Here is a 23,998-nt window from a genome sequence, read left to right as displayed (position 1 = left end):
GCGAAAAGCAGTCCCTCGGCGAAGCCGGGGGACTGCTTTTCGGGTCAAGCGGGCTGTCGAATCCTGTTTTGCGCTGTGCTGTGATTCTCTTTTAGTTGCAAAAGTGCAGTTACATTTCTATCGAGCCCGACTAACGATGCCATCCTGCTGCAAAAGTACAGGTTAGTTGCCCGAAATTAGGGTGTGAAGCACCCGATCATGCCATTTAACTGTATTCTCGCAGTAGAATCGCCCGCTTAAGCTGGAATGCCGCGAAGTACATGTATTTTTACAGTTGGTTCTCACATTATGCTAAGCTGACGCGCCATATTCCCGAAGAAGGCTCGCCACGTTCTCGTGTCCCTGTTGAACAGCCAGCGACAAGGGCGTATCCCCGCCATCCGCCGAGGCATTTACATTCGCTCCATGCTCCATTATCAGGCGGATCATCTCCAGGTTGTCGTCATGGAAAGCCGCGGAATGCAGGCAGGTATGTCCGTTGCTGTCCAGGATCGTTGTGTCTGCTCCTTTTGCGAGCAGCAGCTTAATGACTTCTAGGCTCCGTTCCCCGGCAATCGCCGCATGCAGAGCCGTATTCGAAGGAATAAACGAAATGCTGGAGTGAGAGACGGCATTCACGTCTGCGCCTAGCTCCAGCAATACCCGCACAACCTCCGCGTTGCCAAAATGCGAGGCATAACCAAGCGGCGTAAGGCCGTCCTGATTCTCGGTATTGGCCAGCTGCGGATGAGCCTCAATAAGCGCCTTCGCTTTAGCGGCATCGCCGTTCTGAGCCGCCTGGAACAAATCATTTATGTAAGACTGTAACTCCATTTGTATAACCTCCATTTGGAAGATAATGAGCCTATTTGATCTTCTCCCAAGGGCCTTCCAATTCCTGCCGTTTATTAAAAAAACCGGCCACATACGTGACCGGCTTTGTCCCTTTCACCTTACGCATACCGGGCAATTGCTTGCTGGTAGACGTCCTTCGGACGGAGCCCGATATATTTGTCGACCGGCTCGCCGTTATGGAAGACGATGACGGTTGGCATCGACATCACGCCGTACTCCGAAGCAATCTCCGGCGACTCGTCGCAGTCCACTTGAAGGATGGAAACACGCTCGCCTTCCTCCTGCTGAAGCTCATCGAGGATCGGCAGCAGCACCTTGCACGGCGGGCACCATGCGGCCCCGAATTCGACTAAAGTTGCTCCATTTGAGCGAACAGCCTGATGGAAAGACTCTCCGTCTATTTTTCTAACGCTCATCTTCATTCCTCCGTTTCCTTCTGCTCTTCCAGAATCGACTGAATGCGTTCCTCCAGATTGCGTTTAATGCTGCTCAGGAGCTGAATCTGCGTCTCGATCTCCCCCAGCTTCTCGCGGTATATCGGCAGCACCTCCTTGCAGAACGCCTCTTTATTCTTCAAGACGCAGTGCAGGAAACCGGCGATTTGCTCCGTCGATAAGCCAAGCTGGAGATACAGCTGAATCGTCCGCACCTGCTCCTCGGCAAGCGGCGAATATTCCCGGTACCCGTTCTCCAGCCGGATGGGAGTAAGCAATCCCTGCTCCTCATAGTAACGAAGCGACCGCAGACTAACTCCCGTACGCGTCGCAAGCTCTCCGATTTTCATCCTTAACGCCTCCTGAATCGTCGATTCGAATCGATTATATACCCTCACATTAATGTAAGGGTCAAGGTGAAACGGCTAAAGTAGACAAAAACCCTTCCTCGGTCGGAAGGGTCAAGCTTCTATTATTGCTGGCGGTATGCCTGGGGAGTAACGCCGGTCATTTTAAGGAAAGCGCGGTGAAATTGGCTGGTGCTCGAGAAGCCGAGCTCCACGCTGATCTGTCCGATCGTAGCGTCCGAGCGGCGCAGCCTGTTCATAGCCTCCGTAATGCGCAACCTCAGTAAATATTGATACGGCGTTGTACCGGTTGCTTCGCGGAAGGAACGGATAAAATGATACCGGCTTTGAAGCGCGATTCCGGCAAGCTCCTCGATATTAATCGTATGATCGTAGCAGTCATGGAGATAGGTCAAAGCCCGCCTAATATGCGGATCGTTAATGCCCGGCGGCAGCAGCTCTTTCTGGCCAAGCTTAAGCATGCCGCCCAAATAGGCGACCACATCCTGCTCCACCTCCTGCACCGCAATCGGATCGGCCAAGGCCTGCCCTTCCATCAGCGCTATCATCCATTGGCGGAACCGGCCCAACATGTCTCCGGTATGAAATTCCTGCCGGATGTCCTGCCCCGCTCCAGCCATAAAATGCGGTTGAAGGGAATCCATCCCGCCGACTCCGCGTTCGCGGACTTTTATAATGATTACGGATGATTGCTCGCCCACATAAAAATGATGCTCGGTCCCCGGCGGCTGGAGCAGCCCGTTGCCTTGCTTCAGGCCATAGCTCCGCTCTTCCTGCGTAAAATGCACCGTGCCTTTGATCGGAAGCGTAACCTGCATCCAGTCCTCATGCTTGTGGGGAACATTCTTGAAGCCATGGCTTCCTTGCCACAGCTCGATCCAGTTGGTTTCTACTTTCATCTCCATGTCTCTTCACCTGCCACCATTATAGCAAAAGTTGCTCTATTTGCAGCACTTTTCGCAACGACCGTTTCCCGCTTCCCCCGCTATACTGAAACAAATGAAAAGGGGGAACCGTTCCATGAATACGACCGCTGCTTTACAGGCGCAGCGCAACCCGGCGATCTGGATGCTGTTTGGCGTCAGCTTCGCCCATCTGCTGAATGACGCGATGCAGACCGCCGTGCCTTCCGCTTTCCCGCTGTTCCAATCCGAGATGCATCTGAGCTTCACCAAAATCGGCTGGGTAGCCTTTATGCTCAACATTACCGCATCCCTGCTCCAGCCGTTTATCGGATACGTCTCCGACCGCAGGCCAATGCCGTTCCTGCTGCCGCTTGGCATGGTCTTCTCGCTGGCCGGCGTAGTTGGCTTCGCTTACGCGGACAGCTTCTGGATGCTGCTTGTCTCTTCCGCTCTTATCGGGGTGGGCTCGTCCGTCCTGCACCCGGAATCCTCCAGGGTAGCCCGGATGGCTGCCTCCGGCGGGAAAGGGATGGCGCAATCGGTATTCCAGGTAGGCGGCAATACCGGCCAGGCACTGGCGCCGCTGCTGGTTGCTTTTCTGTTAATGCCGCATGGCCAAAGAGGCTTCCTGTGGTTTACGATTTTTGCCGTCGCCGGCATCGTGATTCAACAGATCATCAGCCGCTGGTATGCCGGTCAATTAGCAGCTGCCGCATCAATTAAAAAAGCGGCTAACCGAATGCTGAATCAGCAATCGCCCCATTCCACGATGTTCGTGGCCGGCACGATGGCGCTCCTCATTATCCTGCTGTTCTCCAAGTTTGTGTATATAGCGGGCATGACCGGTTATTATTCGTTCTATTTCATCGATCATTACGGGTTGTCGTTCTCGCGCGCGCAAATTTGCTTGTTCGCGCTGCAATTCGCGGGCATGGTGGGCACGCTGCTTGGCGGACCGCTTGCCGACAAGTTTGGCCGCAAGACAATGATATGGATCTCCATCGCCGGAACAGCGCCATTCTCGCTGCTGCTCCCTTACGCAAGCCCGGCAGTTGCCCTTGTCTTGTGCTGCGCGATTGGCCTGATTCTGATGTCCGGCTTCTCCGTTATCATCGTCTACGCGCAGGAGCTGATGCCAAGGCATATCGGCACCGTATCCGGCTTGTTCTTCGGGCTCGCATTCGGCATGGGCGGACTGGGCTCCGTTCTGCTCGGCTGGCTGACCGATGTGAAGGACGTCGCTTTTACGATTGAGCTGTGCTCCTTCCTCCCCCTGCTTGGAATTTGCGCATTCCTGCTGCCAAGGGACTCGAAGCTGATGGGGAAAGCGTAGGCGAATTACGAAAAGTTGATAGCTCTTACGAATAAGACCCTGCGAGGGTCTTATTTCGTTTATTGACGCTACCTCTGCTCGAATGCGATAAGACCCCAGCAGGGTCTTACCCCTTACCTTTGCACACTAAAAACGCCACATCCATGCATTACATAACAAAATAAGACCCTGTCGGGGTCTTATTTGCTGCTTATTCACTCTACTTGAGCACAATAAGACCCTGCCAGGGTTTTATTCGCACTATTCTATTCACTCATTCAAAACACGATCGTTAATGCCCCTTAGGGGCCTTAAGCACAAAAATGAGTGTGCCACTCCCCGTCTTAAGGTCCCTCAAGGACCTTAAAACGGGATTTCCCCTTATTTTGCCGACTCTCGTCCTAATTCCGCATCCTTAAGGTCCCTAGAGGACCTTAACCAGACAAATCGCCGCTGCGTTCCGAGCGTTAAGGTCCCTTAGGAACCTTAACTCTCTTTTCCAACCCTAAAAAGAAATTATTTATGTATCGTAACCTTCGTACCCGTAGGCACCGAATTATATAACCACTCTACATCCTCATTCAACATGCGGATGCAGCCTGCGCTTGCGTTCGTGCCGATGGATGAAGGGGCGTTGGTCCCGTGAATGCCATACTTCGTTCCTTGGGTATTCGGGACGCTTAATCCCAGCCAGCGGCTGCCGAGCGGGTTCTTCGGATCGCCCCCGGGAATTCCTTTGGCGGAGTACCAAGGGTTCTCGATCTTTGTTAGAATCTCGAAGGTTCCGGTTGGCGTTAAACCCGCTTTTTTCCCGCTGGCGATATCGAATGTCTTCTTAATTGTCCCTCCGGATTTTACGTACAGCTTATTCTTCGTAATATCGATTTCTATGGAAAGCTTGGTCGAGGTCGTCGCAGCGGCAACCGTGCTCCCGGACTTCGCCGCCGCCATATAATACGGATTCGGAATTTGCAGCTCTTGCCCCGCTTGAATCATGCTTGTGGCCGTGCCTACCCCGTTCGTCTGGGCAACCGCCTTCTGATAATCCTGCGATTTGAAATATTTGACCGATAAGCTGTACAGGGTATCGCCTTTTATAACATAATGCCTCCCTTCTCCCGACGGCAGCGGAATGCGAAGCGTCATCCCGATTTGCAGCTCGGTATTGGGATCGGTTATCCCGTTGTAGGTCATTAACGTGTCCATATAGTTGCTGCGGTTAAAATAGCTTTTCGTAATCGCAAATAAGGTATCTCCCGGCAATACCTCGTAGTAGTCCAGAACAAGAGGGCTTTTCAGCTTTATCACTGATCCGGCTTTTAATGAACCTTCCGGATTCAAACCGTTAACTTTCGCTACTTGCTCGTAATCGCCTGTCAGATAGTATTTCTTCGAGATACCAAATAACGTATCCCCCGGCTTAACGGTGTACGGAACGGTAATGCCGGCAGCCTTCTCCGCCTCTGCCCCCAGATTCCCGGGATAGCTCACCAATGCCATCATAACCATAATCATACAAAGGACCCACTTCGACTGCTTGTTCAACGATGATCACACCTTCTGAAGGAATAATTGCGGCTCATCAGATTCGCTGTCATTTCGCAGGATTCCTTCTTATTCGGCAGCCTACGGCAACAATTGATGCGAACGTAGGAATGAAACGCAAAAAGAACCCGCTCAAGCGGGTTCTCCCAGAACTGCTTTTTCCCAATATGCCTATTTCGAACAAGGATTCAAGACCTAACCCTCAATTCATCCCCCAGCCAATTATGCTTACCATAATTGTTCGGATAGGTTTCATTCCCATGTTGATAAGCGCTACCGTTGTCCCTGTTTCCGCACCGGACCAATCGAGAATAAATCCAACCGCGATCACGGCACTCCAGGTCAGAAGAACTAGGTATACGACGAAATCCTTATACCATTTCTTCCGGATAAGCGGCTTTCCCCCAATGATCAACAGGACGATGTACGCCAGCACGGCCACAATAGCAACGTAATACATGACCTCCTTCTTTTCCATGATGTAATCAAACGATTTGTTGCTTAATCCCATCCGGGCCATCCGGAATTTGACCTTCGACTCAAGCGGGGACTGCTTAAATACCTCGTCCCAGTTCTTGCTCCATACCTTCCACAGCTTCGGATATTTGCGATGCGTCTTCTCCGCCGCTCCAAATATATCGACATTCAGCAGCTGCCCCTTCTTCCACGCTTCTTGCAGCAGGGAACTCACTTCCGGTCCCCCTCCTTGTTCCAGGGACTGAATAACTCCGGGCTTGTATAAATCCTGCGCGCAATCGGATTCCAATAACGATCCGGTAACGTCTACTTCTGCCGTAAATGAAAGCTTATTGTTCTTGAGCTTGGGAATAACCTTGGTAGAGGACTTCAAAACTTGAATGGTGTCAAAGCCTTTCTTCCCTTTATCGTCCTCGCAAGGAACTACCACATAGGACTGCTTCACGCTATCCCGCAAATAGGATGCGCCTAATGATTCCTTCCGGCTCATCCAGCCGATCATTTTGTCATCCTTCAATACAGCGAGACGCCCCAGCTTCAGCTTGGAAGGAATGGAGGTGCTTCCGAAGGAATCCAGGGAAGACGTATCCTGCGTCCCGGATACGAAATCTCGGGAACAACGGCGCTCTTCGCATCCCCGGTCACTTCCATGGCCAGCTGATAGACCGGAATATTAGGCAAAATGGAGGTATTTTTCATTTCGGATAAAATGATCTCCTTCATACCTGCCCCCGAACCTGCAGCTGCATGAATTGCTCCAAAATCCGGCGCGCCGTGCCCGGAGTTGCAAGCACGCTTACGGTCTCCCGGCTGCTCGAATTACGGAAATAGGCATCTATCAGCTCATTTACGCCTCGCTGCAGCGCTTTTTCTCCGATTACAACAACACGATTGTGCGCAAAAAAAAGCTTGCGGGGGCTTTCCGAATAGCTCTTAAACCAAAACGAGCCAAAAAAAAATGCCGGACCAGAGAAGCATAACATTGCAATTGGGGAAGTCTTATCAATTAGCATGGTTGCTGTGCTCCATCCGGCTAAGGAGCCAAGGCTCCCAATAATAACCACATTCATGACAGTAATGAACAACCCGGCAAACAAGTAGCTCTTCAACGTTATTCGTATCACCTGGCCAAAGCTGCTTTTGTCGATATAACGCCAGAACATGAGAAATAACACCATCTCGCCAAAAGGAAAGGAGATAATCTCCGGAATAGCGGCATCCCAGACCGGCTTGAAGCCCTTTTCCAGTATCGGAAGCAGTCTGGCAAGATCGATGGTCCCTGTCATAATCAGCAGAAAATAGATTGCGGCATAGATCAGAATAAGGATCGGCAGCAGCACCTCTGCCATTCGGAAGAACACTCCCGGACCACCCATGACGGCATAACCGCCAATAATGCAAATGATGAGCATGATGACGGAAAGCGGCGTATCCGATAACAAGAACATGATGGACAGGTCTGCGAACTCACGGACATTGCGGGTGCATTTGTAACAGAAATAAACGACATAGACGAGTCCAAACACAAAGCCGATCACTTTGCCGAAATATAGCATGAATATTTCAATCAGGTTTCGGTCAGGCTCAAGCCTCTGAATCTGCAGCGTCACGAGACTGATGACCACAAAGCCGGCCAGCACCCCAACAGCCACCGATAACCACGCGTCCCGCTCCGCGGTGCCGCCAAGCAGAAATAAAGAGGAGCTGCCGATTAAAAACAGGATGACCATCGTAGCCAGCTGTCTCAGCGTCACCATGACTAATCCCCTCCCGTCCGCGATGTGCCCAAATTTGCATTTCTTATCATGCCCAGCGGAATGGAAAATAATTCATAGTGAGGAAGCGGGAACCGGATAGGGAAATAAAAGAAGCTGTCCGGGTGGACAGCTTCTTAACTATTTCCGTTCGATAACCTCCGCGAGCGGATCTATTGGAGGGATGCGGTTATGCTTGCGGAAAGCGTAAACCCGGATTGCGATAATCTTGATTATCGCGTAGACGGGAACTACGATAATCATTCCAAACGCGCCGATAATGGAGCTTGCGCCGATGACGAGAAGCATGACGGTGAACGGATGGACGTTCATTTGCTTGCCGATGATCCGCGGTCCGATCAGATTCGATTCGATTTGGTTCGAGACGATAAGCACGACGCCAACCAGAAGCACCGTCATCGGAGAGACGGTAAGCGCGACTACTGCCGTCGGAATAAAGGCGATTAACGGTCCGATATAAGGAATGAAATTCGTAATGGCGGCAATTAAGCCAAGCAACAACGGATAAGGCATATGGATCAGCAGGTAACCGACAAAGGTCAGCACGCCGATAAGCAGCGAAGTAAGCACCTTACTCAGAATAAACGAACCGATCGATGCATCGATCTCCTTAAGCGCCCCGCTTGCTTCCTTGTGAAAACGTTCCGGCAACATCCGCAGGATATGGCCAGGCAGCTTATCTCCCTCGCTCAGCAAGTAATAAATCATAAACGGTACGAGACCAAGCAGGAAAAAGAAGTTCATAATCACGTTAAAAATGCCGCGTACGCTGCCGATGACGGAATTAAGCAATTCATCCAGCGATCCGGTCAGCTTGTTCGTCAGATTTTCCGTTGAAAGGGCATCCTTCTGCCCGATTTCCTTCACCCACTCATGCTGCTGCATAGACTCGAGCCATGACTGGACGGAAGCGACGATCTGCGGAAAGTTGTTCACCAAATTAATGGACTGGTCCCGGATTGGAGGCCAGATCATCCAGAAGAACAAATAACAGATGCCGATTGCGCCTATGTAAACGAGCAGAATAGCGACCACCTTGGGCAGCTTCATAGAAAGCAGCCTTACAAACGGCCGGAACAAGTAATAGAACACGCCAGAGATCAAGAGCGGCACGAATAACGCGGCGAGCACCTTGCCGATCGGATTAAACACGAAATCTACTTTAGACGCGAGATAGGCGATCAATAAGACAACGATAATACCATAACCTATGCGAAACCACTTGCCTTGCGGCATACGGACAAAACTCCTTTTAACGATATTTTTTCCCTATTACTAGAATTAACGCAAAACGGGCGAAAATAAACCTAGCAGATGCAATTATTCCTCCCAGATTCGCTGAATGCTAGGCTTATCCTTCGATGAGAAGGTAAGCTGAAATACATCGGGATTAGACATAGCCTCCCATTCTTTAAAACCGATCCGGTTGTCAAAATGCTTAAGCAGGAGAGAAATCAGATTCCCGTGCGAGACGATAACAATATTGTTCTTACCGCTGCCGAGAGCTTCCGTAACGACGCTTACCGCGCGACTCATTGCCGCGTTGCTGGACTCCCCTCCCTCGTAAAGCACATCCAGATCTTCGTAGGTTAGTCGCAGCATCTCATACCAATCCGCATGATTGGCACCGGACAGGATTCTCTCTGTTAACCGATCATCCATAACAATGTCTACCGCTAGTCTATCAGCCAACGGGGCAATGCTGCGACAAGCTCTTTCGAACGGACTTGATAGGATGACATCAACTGCCCTGCAGGAAAAGAAATCGGCAAGCTCCTCGGCCTGCCGAACGCCCACCTCCGTTAATGGCGCATCCGGCTCCTGCCCGGCAGCTTTGCAATGACGCACGATATACACTTGTTTCATTACGTTGCCTCCTTACATTGTTTCTTTAATTAAATCATACCATATCTTGGCATTACGCTAATATCCTATAGCACTCCCGCTTCCTATGAAGACGCAGCCAGCCAACTTGCAGGTCAATACCGTTGCCTTAAGCAAGTTTTATGGCCCTCCTGACGATTAACCATGCGTAACTCCTCCTCAGTGAATAACCTATCTAAACCATCCTCATTCAATAACCATTCATAACGTTGGTTCCCCTAACCTTAAATGAATTGAGGTCACCTGATGGCAAATTCCTATACAAAAGCCCGAATTCATAAAATTGTCCGCCGATTCGGGTTGTCCCCGCTCACTTCGAACTCGGTCTCTTCGTTTTACCGAAAAAACGCCGTCCTCAAAGTTAATACGCGAAGTGGGACATACGCGATAAAACCCTATTTTCGGAATAAGTTCATCCGAACAAGTACAATTCATCAAATCCGAACAACCACGCGCTATATTCAACTTTTGATGAATAACGGCTTCGGCTACATGCCTGCATGGCTCGAGAGCAAATCTGAAAACTTATGGACGTTAGATCAAGGAAGGCCTTTTTATGTGACCGCGTGGATAAAGGGCAGGAATTTAGAGAAACAAGAAGATTTCATAGAGCTTGGCCGGGCCCTTGTCACGCTGCATACGATATCCAATGGTTTTCTGCAGACGAAAGGGGCATCCGCACGAACGCAAATCCAATACTGGGAATTCCTAGACCGTCTCTTTCGCAGACGAATGGCGAAAACAGTCCGCAAAAACAACCGGATCCGCAGATGGTACGATATTTATGGAGAACAATGCAACAAACTCTCCAATCTAGCCTGGACCGAATTGAGGAGTCCTGAGATTAAAGATCTCTTAGATCGGGAACCGGTACGTCCCGCATTGATACACAATGATATCACTTCGCCTAATGTCATTATTTCTGATGAAGGCCCGCTTTTCATCATCGATTGGGACAGCATTAAGGTTGGCTCCATCTATGTCGAGTTGGCAAAAGCCCTCATGAACACGTGTCAATTTAATCCCGATTTTATACGTTCTTTGTTAAACGGGTATGAAGAACTGTATCCTTTGAACCGGACCGAACGCAAATTGATTTCTTCGATATACCGTTTGCCCCGGGAAGCTTGGCAAGCCACTCTGTTCCCTAATCGCCCTATAAGCCGTGAAACGCTGAGCATTATGGAACGAACATGGGCTGACCGATTGAAAGCAATGGATTTATTGGATGAATGGTCAAATCAGTAAGGGCGGCGATCCAATAATTAAACAAGAGCCTTCGAACTCTATCGGTTCGAAGGCTCTTGCTACTGGAAGATTAGATCAAATCGGACTTTTGAAGCAGGTTCCGAACCATCATCGCAACCTCGGCCCGCGAAACGTAGGCATTCGGCGCCAGTGTGGCTTCACCTCTGCCGGATACGATGCCGGCTTGCACGCAGTCGGAAATACCGGTCTTCGCCCAGCTGGATGCCTCAGCCGCGTCTGCGAACGAACGAAGCGCCGCGTCTGTCGATTGCGCTGGAAGCTTGCCTTTCAAGCCGGTAACCTTCATCGCCTTGGCGAGGATCGTCATGGCTTGTTCCCTCGTAATCCGCTCGTCCGGGCGGAATGCGCCATCTGCGAAGCCATTTATCAATCCATACTTGACCGCGGTGTTCACAGCGCCGAAGTACCAATCCGATGCCTTCACATCCGGGAAAGCAACCTCTCCGCTCTCCAGCTTCAGCCCAAGGCCGCGAACAACAATCGCGACGAACTCGGCACGCGTGATCGTACGGTCGGGACTGAACAGGCCATTGCCCGTCCCCTCGATGACCATCCGCGATCCCATATCGTTGACCGCGTCCTTCGCCCAATGCTTCGTCATGTCGGCAAATTCGAGCGGGTGCCAGACGACGGAGTACGTACTGTTGGTTAAGCTGTTGATTTTCACGTAATGCTTGCCGTTGATGACAACGAGCTTCGTCGGTACATGGCGTACCGTTCCGTCCGGATCGACGACCACGCCCGTCGTTATTTTGCTTGGGTCGACTCCGTCCGGAATCGCGATCGTACGCTCTACGTATGCGTTGAATTGGGTGACCTGAACGGTCTGATCCCCATAGGTCCCGCGTACCGTAAATTCAACCGGCGGAGCGACAAGAGTGAATGTGCCTTTCTCTGCCGCATTCTCCACTAATTTGACCTTATCCGCAGCCGGAACGGCAATTTCAACCTGGATCTTGATGTCTTCCAAAGCCACAGATTTCCCCAATTTTCCGGAAATCGCGTCGATGTTGATTTGCTGCGCCGGAAGCGTGTAGGCGGCTTTGTCCGTTTGAAGAACAAGCGTAGCCGATGCGTTCTCCATGTTTTTGACAATCTGTCCATTCAACTCGCCGATGATCAAATCCGCTGCCGATTTGACCGGTATGGTCACAACCGCATGGCTTCCTTCCGCATCCAACTTCGCTTGCAGCTTGGCAGGATCGACGGTAACCGTTAACGTCTTCACGCCACCGGTTTCGGACATCTTCGACTTGCCCATATTTTCGACCTTGCCATTTACGAGAACGTCCACGTTATCCGCAGCGCTAGATACGGATGTTGAAGGTCCCGGATTTGGCGTATCCGCTGACACGATCGCTATTGTCTTGCCGAAGTGAACGACTGTGCCCGTCGCCGTGTCGATCTCTCCAACTCCGATTTTATCGCCGTTCATTGCCGGAATCAGGCCGTCGGCTGGCAGATCGGTATAACCGGTTAGTACTTCGTCTACGTTTGGCACAATCACGTCACTGCTGGCGAAGTTACGATAAACGAGCTTATGACCTTCCGATACGTCCGGCGTCACCGTCAGCTTTGTCTTGCCGTCATTCGCCGAGCCGCTTGGGTCGCTCGCCGTTACCGTCAGGCCCGTTGCCGCACCAGGTCCCGCAGGCTCGTCCGTCACGACAGCCGTCGCTTGACCGAAGCGTACCACCTTGCCCGTCACCGTTTGAATCTCCGCAACCCCGATCTTATCGCCGCTCGATGCCGCAATCAGACCGTCGGCAGGCAGATCGGTGTAATCTGTTTCTGTCAGCACATCATCTACGTTCGGCACGGTCACGCTGCCGCTACCGAAGTTGAGGTACACCAGCTTGTTGCCCTCGGATGCGTCCGGCGTCACCGTCAGCTTTGTCTTGCCGTCACTCGCCGAGCCGCTTGGATCGACCGACGTTACCGTCAGCCCCGTTGCCGCACCCGGTTCCGCAGGCTCGTCCGTAACGACAGCCGTCGCTTGACCGAAGCGTACCACCTTGCCCGTCTCGGTTTCTATCTCCGCAACCCCGATCTTATCGCCGCCCGATGCAGCAATCAGGCCATCGGCTGGCAGATCGGTGTATTCTGTTTCAGTCAGCACAACGCCTACGTTCGGCACGGTCACGCTGCCGCTGCCGAAGTTGCGGTACACCAGCTTGTTGCCCTCGGATGCGTCCGGCGTCACCGTCAGCTTCGTCTTGCCGTCGTTCGCCGAGCCGCTTGGATCGACCGACGTTACCGTCAGCCCCGTTGCCTCAACCGGACCGGGCTGATCGTCTATCGCCAAGGCCATCGCTTGTCCGAAGTGAACCACCTTGCCCGTCTCGGTTTCAATCTCCACGACTCCGATCTTATCGCCGGTTGCCGCCGGAATTAGACCGTCGGCAGGCAGATCGGCGTAGCCCGTCGCTGTTAGCACATCACCTATGTTCGGCATGGCGGCGGCGTCGGCTCCAAAGTTCCGGTACATCAGCTTGTGGCCCGCCGATGCGTCCGGCGTTACCGTCAGCTTCGTCTTGCCGTTATTCGCCGCGCCGCTCGGGTCGCTCGACGCAACGTTCAGACCGCTTACCGTGATCTCGTATGTCGCTTCGCTTGCTTTCACATTGAAATCATTTCCGTAGAAGTCGCCCGCATAACCGGAATATACGGCTTTAATAGTATGAGCGCCTTCCGACAAATCGTTCGTATTCAAAATGAACATAGCGGTTGGCATAGGTCCTATGGGTGAAGTTAACGCCATACTTTCACCCTGCTGCACGCCGTCAACGTAGAATGTCATCGTTCCCCCATAAGAGACGGGATTAAAAATCCCTACCGAGTGGGACGGAGCGCCCGTTACGGACGCGGTATAGAAAGAGGGGATCTGTTGACCGATAACGACATTTTTCGAACCGCCGAGGAATGTCGTCGACGGCGTTCCTTGCGTGCCTTTCGTCAGCCGGATGCTTTTATTTCCCGCCTTGTCTACCGCCTCCACCTCGTAATAAGCGGGAGACGAAGGAGCAGCCATAATGATCGTCGTAGCGCGATTATTGTAATAACCTACGCCATTGACATACAGATTATAATAGTCAATTCCGCTTCCGGAACCGTCAGTGGCGGCGTTAAAAGATATCGCCACGGAGCTGCTGTCGTACCACTCGCTTTCGGTGATGACGTCGCCCTCCGGCCAAGTCGGCGACGTGTTGTCTACCGTCATGCTAGGATAGAAGACGCTCGTACGATTGCCGTACTGGTCCTTGAAGTAATAGCCGCCTAAGTTATAATTGCCATCGATCAGACCCGTCGTATCGGCCGAGACCCGCACCGACGTCTCCGATCCGCCCTCGATTACGGCTACCATCGCGTCGTCGGAAGCTTGATAGACGCCAATTCGATGACCGTACCATAACCAGTCGGAGAACATTCCGATTGTCAGATCATGCGCATGTTCGTACTGATCGGATACGTAACTCGGCTGGACATAGAAATTAAAATCCATACCCGCGTAGAGCCGCGGGTATTGGCCGTCTTCCGCATACCATACATGATCGAAATCCCAGTTGTTCTCGGCTAGCGTATCGGACGTGAAGGTTGCCGCGTCCTGCAACTCCGCCGTGCTGCGACCGCTGCCGTATAGATGGGGAACGGGCTGATCTTCGCCATCCTTGCCCGACGTCTCCTTGTCCCAGTAGGATGCCATGACGACCGTTTCTTCATTGGCACCGATCAACCCGCCCGCGTCGACACCCGTTGCGTCCAGCCCGCCTGCCGCGTAACTTTGCGTGATCGAATCATAGCCCGAATTGCCGATCAACCCGCCGACATAATTGCCGCCGGCTACTCGACCCGTGGCATAGGAGGCATAGAGTTGATTGAACATCGCCGAGCCGATCAGACCGCCAACCTCATCCTTGCGATCCGTATCCGTCCCGACGTCCCCGACTGCATAGCTCCGGAATACTCTCGAATCGGCCGCATACCCAAGCAGCCCTCCCATTCTGGCTCCCTTGGCGACCGTCGCTTCGGCATGGGAGTTATAGACGAATCCGTTCTTCCAATAACCTACTAATCCTCCGACTGCATTTGCGCCCGTCACGGTACCCGGTCCGACTCGGTCGTACGCGAACAGCAAGCGCGAATTGTCTTCGCCTGTGACCTTGCCTGCCAACCCGCCTACGTTCTTATTGCCCGTTACCGTTCCCTTAACGGTCACGAACATGAAGCCCGCTTTATCCGAGCCCGTTTGTCGGACTGCCCCGGCTAGGATGCCGACGTTATCGTGGCCCACAATGCCTCCCGAGCCAAGCTCGACCGTCAAGTTATAAATACGGGCGTTTTCCGTTGCGGCGAACAACCCGACATTATCCGTAGTCGGCATATCAATTTCCAGGCCGCTGATGGTTTTGCCGTTGCCATCTAAGTTTCCGGTGAAGCTATTCCCATTGCCGATCGGACCCCAAAGGCCATCCAGCACGATGTTACTCTTCAACTTGTAGTTGCCGCTTAACGTATAAGGCCCTTTCCCGATTGAAGCCAATTCGTTCGCGTTCCCTATCTGCCATGGATTGGATTCGGTCCCATCGCCCGTTAGCCCCGCCAAACCCGCATAAGCCACATTGCCCGCCATCGGCGAGAAAAGCGACAAAACCAGCAGCATGCCGGTCAGCATGATCAGAAGCTTCCTGCCTGAGAAATCCATGACGCTCTTCGCTCCATTCTGATTCTTCATCTAACCCCCACCTTTATCATGTATAATCACCGAGTCTTTCCGTACCATCATACAGAATGGCAATAAACGTAGAATAAACAAGAAAAGCCACGGAATCTGTCGATTCCGCGGCCTTCGCCTTTATTTGGAGCTAACGCGTCATTCTCCTGACATATTCTTTCATGCGTGTGTCGGGCTTCATGCCCAGTTCCTGCTGCAGCAGCTCCTCCAGCAACCGGTATTGGCGGAGCGCCTCATTCTTATTCCCCAATTCGATGTGTAAACGTATCACCTCGTGATGGATATCTTCTCTCAAGGGATCAAGCTGCAGGATAACGCCGAAATCATGCAGAGAATCAAGCGGCCGGTTGTTCGCCAGACAGCGTCTACCGGCCGCCTCTAGCAGATCGATGTACTGTTGCTCGAGCCGGCGTCTGATCGGGATGGCCCATTCGAACGCTTTGCCACTCAGCAGCTCCCCTGTATACAATGCCTCCGCTTGCTTGAGCAGCTTGTCGGCCCGTTCCGGAACCGCTCGGATTTCCTTCAGCAGCCTTTCGAATTCATACAAGTCGCAATAGACACCGTTATCTTCCACGCGAATTTCCGTTCTCCCCGTGTGAATGACGTTCCCGAACTTGTCCGCATCGATTGCTTGACGGATGTAATAAATCATCGAATTTAAGTTTTTCAATGCCTTCTCCGTCTCCAGGTCGCCCCATAACGTTTCGACGATTTCCTCCCGGCTCACCATTCGCTTGCATACGAGAAAAGCGAAAAGTTCTTCGGTTTTCGGGCTTCGCAGCTTGATCGGCGTGTCCTGCCGGCCCTGGCCGTATATTTTCAATCCGTTCAGCAGCTGAATGTATAAGGAAGGATTGCGATGGCGCGTCTTGTCGATCTTGCCCAATGTCTGGTTCAATCGCGCTGCCGTGACCGGCTTCATCAGATAATCCAAGGCGCTTATATCGAACGCTTGAACGGCGTAGTCTCCATAACCGGTCGCAAACACCAACTGGACCGAATCGTCAATCTCCCGAAGTTTGGCGGACAAAGTCATTCCGTCCATCTTCGGCATGGCAATATCCAGAAAAGCGATATCGATCGGGTTTGTTTTCGCGAACTCATAGGCCTCCGTCGGATTCAGGAAAGTGTGGCATACGCCGAACTCACCGCTCTCGAGCAGAAGCCTCTTCAGCCGTTTCACCGACAAATCCTCATCATCCACGATCAATGCCGTTAACATGGATTATCCCCCAGCCTTTCCACCGGATACGCCGGAATGACAAAAGACACCGTCGTCCCGATCCCTTCTTCGCTTTCTACGCAAATAACCGTATCGTACAGAAGCTTAAGCCTTCTGCCGATATTCCACATTCCGACTCCTTTTTTGTCCGAATTCGAATCCGAGATCATGCGCAGCACCTCTTCTTTTCTGCGCTCGCTCATCCCGCATCCATTATCTGCCACGATAAATCGAACCCCGCCTATCGCTTCCTTTTTCACGGATATGGACACTTTTCCCCGGTCGTAAGTAGACAGCAAACCATGCCGGATCGCGTTCTCCACGAGCGGCTGCAGGATCAGCGGAGGAATCCGGATGTTCAGCTCCGCCTCCACTTCATACTCGACCTCCAGCCGATTCCCGAAGCGCGCCCGTTCGATATGCACATACGCTTCCACGAGCTCCATCTCGCTGTGCAGCGTTGTCAACGAGCTTAATTGCTTGAAATCGAAGCTGCTTCTTAAATATTGCGAAAGAGTCAGCGTCAATTCCTCGGCCTTCAGGGGCTCGATTATGCATAATTCGGCAATCGCGTTCAAGGCATTATAGAGAAAATGAGGATTGATCTGCGAACGCAGAAAAGCGATCTCCGCGTTCGCGGCGTTTCGTACAGAAGCCTTTAATCGGGTCAAGCTTCGGACACGAGCCGTCAATTCTTCCGCTTGGAACGGCTTCCCGACAAAGTCGTTGGCCCCGATTTCCAACGCAGACCGTACATCGTACTCCCTGCTTCGCGCCGTCAACATCAACACCGGCAGTTCGAAGGCGGAGAACCGTTCTCTGATTTTCTGCAGCACTTCGTAACCGGAAAGGTCGGGCATCATAATGTCCAGAATCACCAAGGAAAAATCCGCTTTCAGAGAAAGCTGATCGAGCGCCATTTGTCCGCGGTTAACCGCTACGACGGAATAGCCTTCGAGCCGAAGCAGGTTGATCATCGCCTGCAGATTGGAAGAATCGTCGTCCGCCACCAGAATCGGCTCGTTGATCTCCCCCTGGATATAGACAGGAAATTCCAAATTCGGGAAGGCGGCATCCGAATAAGATGCCCCCTCTTCTTCCAAGTAACCGGCGGCGACTTCCGAATACCCTTCCGATCGCGGAAGGGTGAACGTAAATACAGAGCCTTGCCCAGGAGTGGATTCCACCCCGATTTCTCCCCCGTGAAGCTCGACCAGCTTCTTGGTTATGCTTAAACCGAGACCGGTTCCTTCATAATTTCGCGTTTCGGAAGGATCCGCCTGTTCGAAGGCGTCAAAGATGCGCTGCCCCATGGTCGGCTCGATCCCGATCCCAGTATCGCTTACCCGGATCTCCGTCGCATCGCCGACAACCCTGGCGCTTACGGTCACCTCGCCTCGGTCGGTGAACTTGATGGCATTGCCCATCAGGTTATGCAGGATTTGAATGAGCCGGTTGCCGTCCGCTTGCACGACGGGAAAGTCTGCCGGTATGCCGTTAACCAGCGCAATAGGCTTGCCGCCGAGCAGAAACGAATGGATCCGGATAACCGAATCGACAACCGCCTTCAATTCGATATGGCTCTTCTGCAACACGATATCGCCATGCTTCATTTTAGTATAATCGAGCAATTCGTTGACCAGTTGGGCGAGCCTTCTGCCACTCCCCAGAATGATCGCCAAATTTTGCGCCTGTTTATCCGTGACCGGCCCCTCGATTCCTTTGATCAGCGTATCGGTTATGCCAACGATGGCGTTCAGCGGCGTCTTTAGTTCGTGAGAAGTATTCGAGAGGAAATCGTCTTTGATCTTGTCTGCCTGAAGCAGCCGATTTTTCATTTCATCAACCGTATGATAGGCTTCGAAAAACCGGAGAACGATCAGGAAGATGACAACGACGTTAAATACGACGATATAAAACTGCGAAAGCCAGAGATTTTCTTTTAAGGTCAAGGCAAATAAAATGATGTCCAGGGAGTACAGATTAATGGCGAGAATCGCCATAAACAGCAGCAAAGCTTTGAGCCGGCTGTGATGCCTGCTCCTGATAAAGAGGACCGCGGCTTTCCAAAGCATCCAAATCAGCATGGCTTCATACGTGACAATGACATATACCTGAATGTTTGTGTACAATCGAATCGGAGCAATGCCGACAAAGACAAGGAACACGCCCAGCACAATCCATATCGCATGCAGTACCTTTAAGGAAATTATGTTTTCCTGCATCTTATAAAAAAAAGCGGCGAGCACGATCAGGGTGGCAATAGACACGATATCCTTCGCCCTGTACATCGTTTCGAATGTAACGTCAGGTAAAAACAATAAGAGGGACCGCTCGTCAATCAAACCGTGATAAACGGCGTATAACGCGCAGATGAGCGCAAATATAAGCAGCGAATAATCTTTGTTGCGGTACACAGCCGCCGCCGCGAAACAAATCAAATAAATCAACGCCAACGCGCCGAGGATCGCAAGCGTGCTGAATTCGCGCATCGAGTTCTTCATCTCATGCTTAACCATCCCAGCCTGCTCGCCGAAGTAGAGGGAGGCCGGAATGCCCGCATTGAGGTAATCGTAATTGGCGACTTGGACGATGATTTCCGCATCCCCCTTTTCAAGCGAAACAAGCCCGAACTGCGGCGTGTTGCCCGGCCGATATCCCGCTGCTTCCCGCGATGGCGTCCCGTCTTCGAGAAGCTTCCGTCCGTTCACGAAGATGACGCTTGAAAAACGGATATTGTTTTTTTTCAGCGCGAAAACACCACCAGAAGGTATGTTTTTCAACACCATCCGGTAGGTAGCATAGCCGAATACAGGCAAGGATCGGCCGTCGACGATTTTGCCGTTCCATCGGGAAGGCACCTTCATGTAGGAGGCGTTTACGGTTGCGTTTTCGCGGAAATCGGCAGGGGTCAACAGCCGGTTCCAGAAAAATTCCCATTCGCCGTCTAGTCTGATTCTCGTATCCCGCTTGTAATTCCAGGAAGAGAGGTCCAAGACCCCCTTCCGGACTCGCAGATCGCCGGTTTGATCACGATGATTCATCATAATCGACAACGGAATCAGAGAGAACGCAACTAAGCCGAGCAGGCAAACGATTAGAGATCTTTTAAGCAAGCCACAATTCCTCTCATGGTGTAGAAATCCCGTTCCGAAAAGAACGGGGTCTGGCTGGTCAAGGGTATTGACGAATATGATGCAATATTCGACAAATTGTGCCAGATTCCTCCCGAATGACGTCGCGTATTTCAAAGGCGAATGCTTGACCTCTACGACTACGAATTCAGCTGCCTACTGACTCACATTGCACGAAATGCAGTATATGGGCTCTGAATGGTGGGGCAGACGAGATATGTTGCACGGAATACAGTATATTTCGCCGAAACTAGTGATAAACGACTATCTAGCCCGGATATCATGCATTCCATGCAGGATATCCGTGATTACTGCGCTCGAATATTCCTTTATGCTGTACGATGTGCAGCCAAAGAGAGCGTCGGAACTTCAATCCAACGTAGGCGCGCAACCCCCAACAAACAAAGAGGGCGGTCCCTAGGGAACCGCCCTTGCATCTCATCAGCCCTTGGCTGCAAGGAACGCAGAAGCCTGCGTCTCCAGCTCGGTCTTCACTTTGTCGACGCCCGCTGCTTGCATCTTGGAATTCAGCGAATCGAATTGCTTGTCGACATCCTTCACAGCCCCGATCGCAAGCGGCATGAAGTATTGCGTGGATACGTTTTTCAGATTCGCAATCTGGGTCTTCACATTGTCCGTATTAAACGTGAAGCCCAGATACGGGATCGGCTGCAGGAAGTCCTTGATCTTGTTGTTCAGCTCGATGTAGGAATCCGTCCAGCTTGCGCTTGGCTTGAAATAATCCTTATCGACAAACCAGAAGCCCGCCGCATCCGGCGGATACGTATTGTCGGCAGCGGTTACGCCGTCCGGCAAGGCCAGCTTATCGTCCGCCGTAAGCACGTAGTTCTTGCCTTCGATTCCATAGTAAGCATTAAATACATAATCCTGATTCTCCATGATAAGATCAAGTGCTTCCATCGCGCGTTCAGGATGCTTGGAGCTTGCGGCGATCGCCACACCGTTGTTCAGCCAGCTGTTGGATGGCGCATGGCCTGTCGGCGACAGTACCGGCATAATGTAGGTGTCGATGTTCTTGTCCTGGCAAGACGACAGGGTAGCTTGAATATCGATGGAGTTGCCGAACGCTACGCCGGATTTCCCGTCGCAGAAGTTATCCTTCGAACGGATCTTGTTGGAATAAGGGTTCTTGTTCACATACCCCGCATCGTACCACTGCTTCATAATGCCGGCCGCATATTTGAACGCTCCTTGAACCGGCTCGTCGGTTATGCTCAGAATTTTACCGGTTGCGTCCTCCTGGTCGGTATAATTGCCCACACCGGACGGGTCACCGGAATCAAGCGGAGCGCCAGCGTAAGCGAACTTCTCTTGAACCAAAGCGCCAAACGGTGCCGGAAGGTCATATTGGGAGTCCAGATTCAGCGGAATCATGTTCGGGTAGTCTTTCTTAATCTCGGCAAAATAAGGCCCCAGCTCGGAGATCTTGGTCGGATTCGTCAGACCCGCTTTCTCCATAACGTCCTTGCGGAGGACGATCACGCCAACCTTGCGGTCCGGCGTTGTAGTCGGGATCATGTATTGCTTGCCGTTTACCAGGGCGGCTTTATAGGCAGCCGGATCCTGCTTCGCCGCATATTTCGGCATATACTTCTGGAACATATCCTGCGTCAATTCCTTGAAGGAGCCTTTATTGGCTTCGGGCACATAGAAGTTCCAGTCCGCCGTGAACACGAAGTCGACGTCTTCACCGGAAGCCAGAATGAGCGGGTATTTCGCGGCGATATCTCCCCACCCGATATAGTTGATCTCAAGCGTTGCATTGATGTCCTTCTTCAGCTTCTCGTTAAGGGCTGCCATGACGTCGGGCATGCCCTTTGGCGCTTCGCCCAGTAAATAGCCGACCAGCTTCACTTCTTCCGAGTGATCATTGCCGGTATCTGCGGCCGCCGTTTCCTTGCTGCCCTCTGCCGGCGAAGCGGAAGCCGAAGGCTCTTCAGAAGCCTTGGAAGATGCCGGCGTATTGCTACTATTGTTGCTGCTGCAGGCGGCCAGTAAAAGCGCGATCATCGCGATCAGGGCCAGCATCGTAAACGGGCTTTTTGTTTTTCTTATCAAAATAAATCCCTCCCCTTATAATGGCCAAGCAAATAAAGCATCTATATAAATTCCAAGTTCAGCGGAATCTATATCATCCCTTAACGGCGCCAATCGTTACGCCGCTGACGAAATACTTCTGCGCAAACGGGAAGACGAGAAGAATAGGTCCCGTTGCAATCACGGTCATCGCCAGCTTAAAGGTCTCCTTCGGAGCATCCAAGCTTGTCACATGCTGCGCCATAGCGGAGGACAGATTGATGGAGGACAGCATTTTATAGAGCAGATATTGCAGCGGAATGAGCGAGTCCTTCGTCGTAAACATCATCGCCGTCCACCAGTCATTCCAGTAAGCCAGCGCGGTAAACACCCCAATCGAAGCGAGCGCAGGCTTGCTGAGCGGCAGAACCATCTGCAGGAAAATCCTCATCTCGCCCGCTCCGTCAATCCTCGCCGATTCAATCAGCGGCTCGGGAACGGAGCTTTTTATAAAGCTCCGAAGAATAAGAATGTACATGACGTTGAACATCGGACCCAGAATCAGCACCGCGTAAGTGTTCGTCAGATGCAGATTGCGGCTGAGCCAAATATAGTAAGGAGCAAGTCCGCCGTTAAACAGCGTGGTGAAGAAGAGGAAGAACGCCAGCTTATTGCGGTGCTTCAGCTCTTTTCTCCCCAGCACATAAGCCGCCATCGTTGAGATGAACAGCGACAATACCGTACCCACCACCGTCACGATAATCGATACCTTGTAGGCTGAGAGCACATCGCTTGGATAGCGGAAAATATACTTAAACGCTTCAAGGGATACCTCGCGCGGCCAGAACCAGTACCCCTCCGCAAGCACGGAGCTCTCAGAGGAGAATGCGCCTGCCAGAAGAACGATAAAGGGCAGCAGACATAGAAGAGCAATGATGGATACGACCGTATAAGAGATCGTTGTAAAAATCGGAGCGGAATTCAGCTTCCGGCTGGAAGTTGGACTGCTCATCGTAACACCTGCTTTCTCGCGTAAGTGGAATAGGAAGCTTGCGGTTAGAACAGCGCTTGTTCTCTGTCATACCGGCGCACCAGCCAATTGGCGGTGAGAATAATAATGAGGGTCAGCACCGACTGATACAGCCCGACCGAAGAGGCCATGCCGAAATCGGCTGATCCCATTAAGGACCTGAAGGCCAGCGTATCGATAATATCCGTCGCGTCCATCAGCAGACCGTTGTTGCCGATCAGCTGATAGAACATATCGAACTCGCCTCTCATAATCCGCCCGAGTCCCAGCAGCAGCAAAATAATCATCGTTGGCTTGAGCAGAGGCAAGGTAATTCTCGTAATCCGTTGAAGCCGGGTTGCCCCGTCGATCGTGGCTGCCTCGTAGATTTCCTGATCGATGCCAACAATAGCGGCCAGATACAGAATGCTGCCGTAGCCTACCCATTTCCACACATACAAGAAAGGAAGCAGGAAGTACCAATAGTTGGTGTTCGAATAAATATCAAGCGCCTGCACGTCCATGTAATGAAGAAGCTTGTTTACGATGCCGTACTCGTAATTGAGGAAGTTATAGACAAAGGCCGACACCGTTACCCAGGAAATAAAATACGGAAGGAACATCAGCGTCTGACTTAGCTTCTTGAACGATTTGCGCCGGAGCTCCGACAGGAATACGGCAGCCACAATGGAGAACAAGGTGTAGCACCCGAGGAACATCACGTTGTACACCATCGTATTGCGGGTAACAAGCCATGCCTTGCCCGAAGCGAAGAAATAATGGAAATTGTCAAAGCCTACCCATTCGCTCAGGAACATGCCGCCTTTCCTGGAATAAGATTCGAAGGCCATCACGACGCCGCCCATCGGGATGTAAGCGAATACAACAAAGTAAACGGCAACCGGTAAAAACATTAGATACAACAGCCAATTCTTTCGAATATCCTTCATGCGAGCAACCTCCGTAACATTCTCTCCAGCTATCTCTATCTGTTTCTATGTTATCGAATGCGGCTATGGCCTCACACGGGGTAAACCTACGATCATCTTTGAAAACCA

At 51.8% G+C, this 23,998-nt stretch carries 18 protein-coding genes; 2 read left to right on the top strand and 16 right to left on the bottom strand.

Annotated elements, in window-relative coordinates:
- Positions 1-291: 291 nt before the first annotated feature.
- The 4 genes from WFJ73_RS29270 to WFJ73_RS29255 all read right to left on the bottom strand — a co-directional run bounded on the left by WFJ73_RS29270 (position 292) and on the right by WFJ73_RS29255 (position 2,541).
- Positions 292-813 carry an ankyrin repeat domain-containing protein gene (locus WFJ73_RS29270; protein ID WP_336776428.1) on the bottom strand — a complete coding sequence of 174 codons (522 nt, stop codon included), beginning with the start codon at positions 811-813 and terminating at the stop codon, positions 292-294.
- 119 nt (positions 814-932) lie between these two features.
- Positions 933-1,250: a thioredoxin family protein gene (locus WFJ73_RS29265; protein ID WP_336776427.1), complete on the bottom strand. Its 318-nt coding sequence runs from the start codon at positions 1,248-1,250 to the stop codon at positions 933-935.
- 2 nt (positions 1,251-1,252) lie between these two features.
- Complete coding sequence (locus WFJ73_RS29260; RefSeq protein ID WP_336776426.1) at positions 1,253-1,618, bottom strand: MerR family transcriptional regulator; 366 nt, start codon at positions 1,616-1,618, stop codon at positions 1,253-1,255.
- A 122-nt stretch (positions 1,619-1,740) separates the two neighbouring features.
- A complete protein-coding gene (locus WFJ73_RS29255; RefSeq protein ID WP_336776425.1) occupies positions 1,741-2,541 on the bottom strand; it encodes an AraC family transcriptional regulator in 801 nt (266 codons plus the stop codon).
- Positions 2,542-2,656: 115 nt separating this feature from the next.
- On the opposite strand from WFJ73_RS29255, the gene WFJ73_RS29250 reads away from it, so the two are divergent.
- On the top strand, positions 2,657-3,874 hold the full coding sequence (locus WFJ73_RS29250) for an MFS transporter (RefSeq protein ID WP_336776424.1): 1,218 nt from the start codon (positions 2,657-2,659) through the stop codon (positions 3,872-3,874).
- Between the two features lie 495 nt (positions 3,875-4,369).
- Here WFJ73_RS29250 and WFJ73_RS29245 read toward each other — a convergent pair whose 3' ends face one another.
- From WFJ73_RS29245 to WFJ73_RS29220, 6 genes are all read right to left on the bottom strand, one after another.
- Positions 4,370-5,368, bottom strand: coding sequence for a LysM peptidoglycan-binding domain-containing protein (locus tag WFJ73_RS29245; RefSeq protein WP_336776423.1), 999 nt, complete (start codon positions 5,366-5,368; stop codon positions 4,370-4,372).
- Positions 5,369-5,600: 232 nt separating this feature from the next.
- Positions 5,601-6,392: a Ger(x)C family spore germination C-terminal domain-containing protein gene (locus WFJ73_RS29240; RefSeq protein ID WP_336776422.1), complete on the bottom strand. Its 792-nt coding sequence runs from the start codon at positions 6,390-6,392 to the stop codon at positions 5,601-5,603.
- Between the two features lie 20 nt (positions 6,393-6,412).
- On the bottom strand, positions 6,413-6,598 hold the full coding sequence (locus WFJ73_RS29235) for a hypothetical protein (RefSeq protein ID WP_336776421.1): 186 nt from the start codon (positions 6,596-6,598) through the stop codon (positions 6,413-6,415).
- A complete protein-coding gene (locus WFJ73_RS29230; protein WP_336776420.1) occupies positions 6,595-7,632 on the bottom strand; it encodes a GerAB/ArcD/ProY family transporter in 1,038 nt (345 codons plus the stop codon). Before WFJ73_RS29230 ends, WFJ73_RS29235 begins: the two co-directional genes overlap by 4 nt.
- Positions 7,633-7,770: 138 nt before the next feature.
- On the bottom strand, positions 7,771-8,886 hold the full coding sequence (locus WFJ73_RS29225) for an AI-2E family transporter (RefSeq protein WP_336776419.1): 1,116 nt from the start codon (positions 8,884-8,886) through the stop codon (positions 7,771-7,773).
- Positions 8,887-8,970: 84 nt separating this feature from the next.
- Complete coding sequence (locus tag WFJ73_RS29220) at positions 8,971-9,516, bottom strand: histidine phosphatase family protein (protein ID WP_336776418.1); 546 nt, start codon at positions 9,514-9,516, stop codon at positions 8,971-8,973.
- A 264-nt stretch (positions 9,517-9,780) separates the two neighbouring features.
- Between WFJ73_RS29220 and WFJ73_RS29215 the strand changes: the two genes are divergently transcribed.
- Entirely contained in the window at positions 9,781-10,782 is a 1,002-nt protein-coding gene (locus WFJ73_RS29215; RefSeq protein WP_336776417.1) for an aminoglycoside phosphotransferase family protein, read from the top strand.
- A gap of 70 nt (positions 10,783-10,852) precedes the next feature.
- Here WFJ73_RS29215 and WFJ73_RS29210 read toward each other — a convergent pair whose 3' ends face one another.
- The 6 genes from WFJ73_RS29210 to WFJ73_RS29185 all read right to left on the bottom strand — a co-directional run bounded on the left by WFJ73_RS29210 (position 10,853) and on the right by WFJ73_RS29185 (position 23,890).
- Positions 10,853-15,535, bottom strand: coding sequence for an S-layer homology domain-containing protein (locus WFJ73_RS29210; RefSeq protein ID WP_336776416.1), 4,683 nt, complete (start codon positions 15,533-15,535; stop codon positions 10,853-10,855).
- A gap of 130 nt (positions 15,536-15,665) precedes the next feature.
- Positions 15,666-16,760, bottom strand: a complete 1,095-nt coding sequence (locus WFJ73_RS29205; protein WP_336776415.1) for a response regulator — start codon at positions 16,758-16,760, stop codon at positions 15,666-15,668.
- Positions 16,754-19,876: a hybrid sensor histidine kinase/response regulator gene (locus tag WFJ73_RS29200; protein WP_336776414.1), complete on the bottom strand. Its 3,123-nt coding sequence runs from the start codon at positions 19,874-19,876 to the stop codon at positions 16,754-16,756. The genes WFJ73_RS29205 and WFJ73_RS29200 overlap by 7 nt, the downstream gene beginning before the upstream one ends.
- Before the next feature lie 459 nt (positions 19,877-20,335).
- A complete protein-coding gene (locus tag WFJ73_RS29195; protein WP_336776413.1) occupies positions 20,336-21,973 on the bottom strand; it encodes a DUF3502 domain-containing protein in 1,638 nt (545 codons plus the stop codon).
- A 73-nt stretch (positions 21,974-22,046) separates the two neighbouring features.
- Positions 22,047-22,943, bottom strand: coding sequence for a carbohydrate ABC transporter permease (locus tag WFJ73_RS29190; RefSeq protein WP_336776412.1), 897 nt, complete (start codon positions 22,941-22,943; stop codon positions 22,047-22,049).
- A 44-nt stretch (positions 22,944-22,987) separates the two neighbouring features.
- The gene (locus WFJ73_RS29185) at positions 22,988-23,890 is read right to left on the bottom strand and encodes an ABC transporter permease (RefSeq protein ID WP_336776411.1); all 903 of its coding nucleotides are present in this window, start codon (positions 23,888-23,890) and stop codon (positions 22,988-22,990) included.
- Positions 23,891-23,998: the final 108 nt, after the last annotated feature.

Source organism: Paenibacillus sp. MMO-58, assembly GCF_037146255.1.
Lineage (GTDB): Bacteria > Bacillota > Bacilli > Paenibacillales > Paenibacillaceae > Pristimantibacillus.
Note: the sequence above shows the minus strand (reverse complement) of the source record. Positions and strands in the feature narration are given on the sequence as shown.

What these genes read in the sequence shown, in the direction of transcription:
- WFJ73_RS29270 (WP_336776428.1), bottom strand. Translation starts at nt 813, where the DNA reads ATGGAGTTACAGTCTTACATAAATGATTTGTTCCAGGCGGCTCAGAAC.
- WFJ73_RS29265 (WP_336776427.1), bottom strand. Translation starts at nt 1,250, where the DNA reads ATGAGCGTTAGAAAAATAGACGGAGAGTCTTTCCATCAGGCTGTTCGC.
- WFJ73_RS29260 (WP_336776426.1), bottom strand. Translation starts at nt 1,618, where the DNA reads ATGAAAATCGGAGAGCTTGCGACGCGTACGGGAGTTAGTCTGCGGTCG.
- WFJ73_RS29255 (WP_336776425.1), bottom strand. Translation starts at nt 2,541, where the DNA reads ATGGAGATGAAAGTAGAAACCAACTGGATCGAGCTGTGGCAAGGAAGC.
- WFJ73_RS29250 (WP_336776424.1), top strand. Translation starts at nt 2,657, where the DNA reads ATGAATACGACCGCTGCTTTACAGGCGCAGCGCAACCCGGCGATCTGG.
- WFJ73_RS29245 (WP_336776423.1), bottom strand. Translation starts at nt 5,368, where the DNA reads ATGATTATGGTTATGATGGCATTGGTGAGCTATCCCGGGAATCTGGGG.
- WFJ73_RS29235 (WP_336776421.1), bottom strand. Translation starts at nt 6,598, where the DNA reads ATGAAGGAGATCATTTTATCCGAAATGAAAAATACCTCCATTTTGCCT.
- WFJ73_RS29230 (WP_336776420.1), bottom strand. Translation starts at nt 7,632, where the DNA reads ATGGTGACGCTGAGACAGCTGGCTACGATGGTCATCCTGTTTTTAATC.
- WFJ73_RS29225 (WP_336776419.1), bottom strand. Translation starts at nt 8,886, where the DNA reads ATGCCGCAAGGCAAGTGGTTTCGCATAGGTTATGGTATTATCGTTGTC.
- WFJ73_RS29220 (WP_336776418.1), bottom strand. Translation starts at nt 9,516, where the DNA reads ATGAAACAAGTGTATATCGTGCGTCATTGCAAAGCTGCCGGGCAGGAG.
- WFJ73_RS29215 (WP_336776417.1), top strand. Translation starts at nt 9,781, where the DNA reads ATGGCAAATTCCTATACAAAAGCCCGAATTCATAAAATTGTCCGCCGA.
- WFJ73_RS29210 (WP_336776416.1), bottom strand. Translation starts at nt 15,535, where the DNA reads ATGAAGAATCAGAATGGAGCGAAGAGCGTCATGGATTTCTCAGGCAGG.
- WFJ73_RS29205 (WP_336776415.1), bottom strand. Translation starts at nt 16,760, where the DNA reads ATGTTAACGGCATTGATCGTGGATGATGAGGATTTGTCGGTGAAACGG.
- WFJ73_RS29190 (WP_336776412.1), bottom strand. Translation starts at nt 22,943, where the DNA reads ATGAGCAGTCCAACTTCCAGCCGGAAGCTGAATTCCGCTCCGATTTTT.
- WFJ73_RS29185 (WP_336776411.1), bottom strand. Translation starts at nt 23,890, where the DNA reads ATGAAGGATATTCGAAAGAATTGGCTGTTGTATCTAATGTTTTTACCG.